This is a genomic window from Mycobacterium sp., from assembly GCF_052143115.1.
Taxonomy (GTDB): Bacteria; Actinomycetota; Actinomycetes; order Mycobacteriales; family Mycobacteriaceae; genus Mycobacterium.
This window is the reverse complement of record NZ_JBKQTQ010000336.1, coordinates 1-3,033: the sequence shown is the minus strand read 5'-3', so window position 1 is coordinate 3,033 and position 3,033 is coordinate 1. Positions and strand designations below refer to the sequence as shown.

Annotated in this window: 4 protein-coding genes, 1 pseudogene and 1 riboswitch; of the genes and pseudogenes, 2 read left to right on the top strand and 3 right to left on the bottom strand. The window is 62.5% G+C overall.

Going from position 1 to position 3,033, the window contains the following annotated elements; translation table 11 throughout:
- Nucleotides 1-393: pyridoxamine 5'-phosphate oxidase family protein (locus tag ACLQI9_RS32380; protein WP_442383343.1), on the bottom strand; the 393-nt coding region annotated here is incomplete at its 3' end.
- A 526-nt stretch (nt 394-919) separates the two neighbouring features.
- Here ACLQI9_RS32380 and ACLQI9_RS32375 point away from each other — a divergent pair.
- Both ACLQI9_RS32375 and ACLQI9_RS32370 read left to right on the top strand, forming a co-directional pair.
- Nucleotides 920-1,531 (top strand): phage major capsid protein, encoded by a 612-nt coding sequence (locus tag ACLQI9_RS32375; protein WP_442392850.1) that lies wholly within the window; start codon nt 920-922, stop codon nt 1,529-1,531.
- 51 nt (nt 1,532-1,582) lie between these two features.
- Nucleotides 1,583-1,888: a DUF732 domain-containing protein gene (locus tag ACLQI9_RS32370; RefSeq protein ID WP_442383339.1), complete on the top strand. Its 306-nt coding sequence runs from the start codon at nt 1,583-1,585 to the stop codon at nt 1,886-1,888.
- Nucleotides 1,889-1,979: 91 nt separating this feature from the next.
- On the opposite strand, the gene ACLQI9_RS32365 is transcribed toward ACLQI9_RS32370, so the two are convergent.
- Nucleotides 1,980-2,192 carry a hypothetical protein gene (locus tag ACLQI9_RS32365; RefSeq protein ID WP_442383341.1) on the bottom strand — a complete coding sequence of 71 codons (213 nt, stop codon included), beginning with the start codon at nt 2,190-2,192 and terminating at the stop codon, nt 1,980-1,982.
- A gap of 284 nt (nt 2,193-2,476) precedes the next feature.
- Nucleotides 2,477-2,589: riboswitch (SAM riboswitch) on the top strand.
- Between the two features lie 258 nt (nt 2,590-2,847).
- Nucleotides 2,848-3,033, bottom strand: a pseudogene (locus tag ACLQI9_RS32360) (slipin family protein); the annotation flags it as partial.

The window sequence follows — 3,033 nt, the reverse complement described above, 5'->3', positions numbered from 1 at the left end:
CACGTAGTGAAGTTTCAGAGTCGCGATCCACGGCACTAATTGCGCGCGTTCGGCTTTCTCGATCTCTGCGCCGGTACGCAACACCTGCGCGCGACCCTTGACGATCACACTCCAGCCTTCGGCGACGTTGTGGTCGTCGGCCTCGAAGGCCACCCTGTTGCTCGCAACGGCTGCAAACAATTTGGTGCCCTCCGACGTTCGGAACAGCACGGTCCGATCTTGGACGACAAAGTTGACCGGGAAGATCTCGGGCTGACCGCCAACGCTGGCGACTAGCCGGCCCAGCGCTACGCTGGCCAGCCGATCCCAACTTTCGTCTTCCGATAGGACAGTAACTGGCTCATCAGCCGCTGACTCAACCTCGCCTAGCACAGCACCAGCTTGTTGCGGCATGGCGATGACAGGTAGAGGCCAAAGACCCATGTTTTTTTGACCTGAAAACCGGAAAAAAAGTTCTACGATTGGTCTCACCGCATAATGCTTCGGTCGCCGCGATGCAGCTGGCACAGCGGTTGAGGCGCTCACGAACGCGTTCGGCGGTAGGTTCGCAGACTGGCACAGCCGGGGCCGAAGCTAATCGAAAGAAATCCGCAGGTCGTCCGACCGGCGGGTTCGTCGTACCCCGAAAGCGGAATCCCGAAAGCGAATCATCATGGTTGGCACCGTTAGTCGCGGCTTTCTGTCCAAGCTCGAAGCGCGCAAAGAGCAGCTAGTTACGGCCTGTGAAGGCATCTGTTTAGAGGCCCGCAGCGCAGGCCGCGAACATCTGAACGCCGGGGAAGCGCAACGGTTCGCCCACGCGAAACGGGACTTGGACTGCAACTCCGAGCACATCGCTCAAATCCGCGAAGACTTGGACCGCTCATACGTCCCGAGCCTGGGCAGCCTGTCCAAGCGCGCCCGCAACAGCGGCGCCCGCGTGGCGCCGATTGGCTTCGACATGGGGGAGCCGCGCCACGCCCACGGGCGGCTGATGGCCGGCGAGTCAGTGCGGCTGGAGGCCCGCGACTACGCCAGCGCCACCCCGATTTTGCCTGCCGAATTGGCGCCGTTCATCACTGAATTGCAGCATGAGGGCAGGATTTTGGACCGCTTACCCGCGTTCGGCATCGACGCGCCCTCGGTTGAAATCGTCCAAATCAACAGCGTCACCGGTTCGGCCGCGATCACACCCGAGGGCAGCGTCAAGCCGGAAATCGTGCCGGTCACCACGCCGCTCACCGTCGCTGCGCAAAAAATCAGTGCACACGTTGGCCTGTCGTATGAAGCACTGTCGGATTTTGACGTGTTCTCGAACTACGTCCGGGTGGAGCTGCAGCGGCAGATGATTCAGACCGAGAACCAGGAGTTGCTCTACGGCACCGGCGGCGCCACAGGCATCAACGGCTTTTTCGGTGCCGCCGGCATTCTGACCTTTGATGCCTCGACCGCCGACCAGGCTATCGACGCCATCGAGCAGTCCATCGCCGCGCTGCGCGTCGGGCCGAGCCTGGCCACGCCGGACCTGTGCGTCTTGAATCCGGCTACCTGAGTTCGACCTTGTCAGTTGCCAGGGGCCAAACGGGATGTGCAACATGCTGACGTGAAATTGCTCGCCATCCTCGACCCCATGCCAACAGTCGCAATAGCTGTGAAAGCGACGGCTCTTCTTCTTGGGTCAATCACCGTCAGTGTGACGCGGCTGGGTGCGCCTCCCGCGCGGGCGGACAGTTCCGACGACGTATTCATTGCAGCCCTGCAGGACGCAGGCTTTCCGTCGGTGAATCGGTCGACCATCACCGCGCTAGGCCGCAGCATCTGCGACCAGCTCCACAACGGTGTCGGGTTCTCGAAGATCGCCACCATCGCGATGGATTCCGGATTTACGCCCGGGCAGGGCGGGACTTGATGGGCGCGGCGATCGGCGCCTACTGCCCCGACTTGAACGATGCGCTACACCGTTGGGTCGCAGCTGGCGAACCAGGCTAGTTTCCCTCGTTTCAGCCGTCAGCCGGCGGTATCTCAGAAACATACGTCGGAGCCGGTGCGGTTGCCGTCAGCCCCGGCATCTCAGGAATATCCGCCGGAGCCGGTGCGGGTACCGGCGGCGGAGGCGGTGGTTCGGGGTCGGCGAGTGCGGCCGGGGAACCGACCAGGCCGCCGACGGCGGCCGCCGTAGCGAATGCTGCGAAGAGGCGTCCGATGCGATTCATGGCTAACTCGAATCTGTTAGACGATGGGCCGAATCTTAACGCCAACACACATGGGCGGCCCGACCGCCCGCACCGGCTCAGTGTTGCATGATCCCGCCCGGATATTCCACGTATCTCCCACGGCGGTTATACAGCCAACCTAAATATATAGCTTGACCTGCGGCAATGCTGGTGCGCGCGGTACTGGCATTGAACCAGTCCAGTGTTTGGGGCCGCCGCATACCGCGCCCCAAACTGTGGTTTGTGCCGACAGTATGTCGGTGCCCCCTCGTAGACTGAGTTCGCTTCACGAGACGCTGCCGACAAGCTCCGACTGGACAGCGCGCCAACCCCACGCTCGTGGGTGGCTCGGATGACGAAGCGGCCAGCGCCAACCGGTGCCGGGCAAGAGCGCCTCCCCTTGCGGAGGCTCGGAATTCATGGAGTAAATGCGATGTCCCGCTACGGGATTCGGCCCGTTGATCGGTCCTGTGGGTCGTGCGCCCCTGGCCACCAAGTGCACTGGCTACAGGGGAAGAAGTCGGCTCTACGCCCATTCACAGAACGAAGCCTTCAAGCCCGCTGGCGCGACTTTGGATCGAGCTGTGACACTCGCGTGACATGGTTGCTGCCCCTCCATCACTTGGCTCCTGGCCCTAGGACTTTTGCTCTGCTGTTAAACAGCAGGCCGTTTGGCGCTTGCGTCGGGTGTGGTCTCTCCGTTGGCTGCCGGTGTCTGTGCGTGTTGGGCGGATGGGGCCTCGATCGGCGGCTGCAGGATTGCCGAGGCGGCGGCGGTCTCGCGGGCGAAGAAAGTTCCGACATCACCGATCGCGCTCATCAGCGGCGCCGGGAACACCAC

Bases quoted from the DNA above. Each gene is read 5' to 3' on its own strand.
- ACLQI9_RS32365 (WP_442383341.1), bottom strand. From the start codon at position 2,192: ATGAATCGCATCGGACGCCTCTTCGCAGCATTCGCTACGGCGGCCGCC.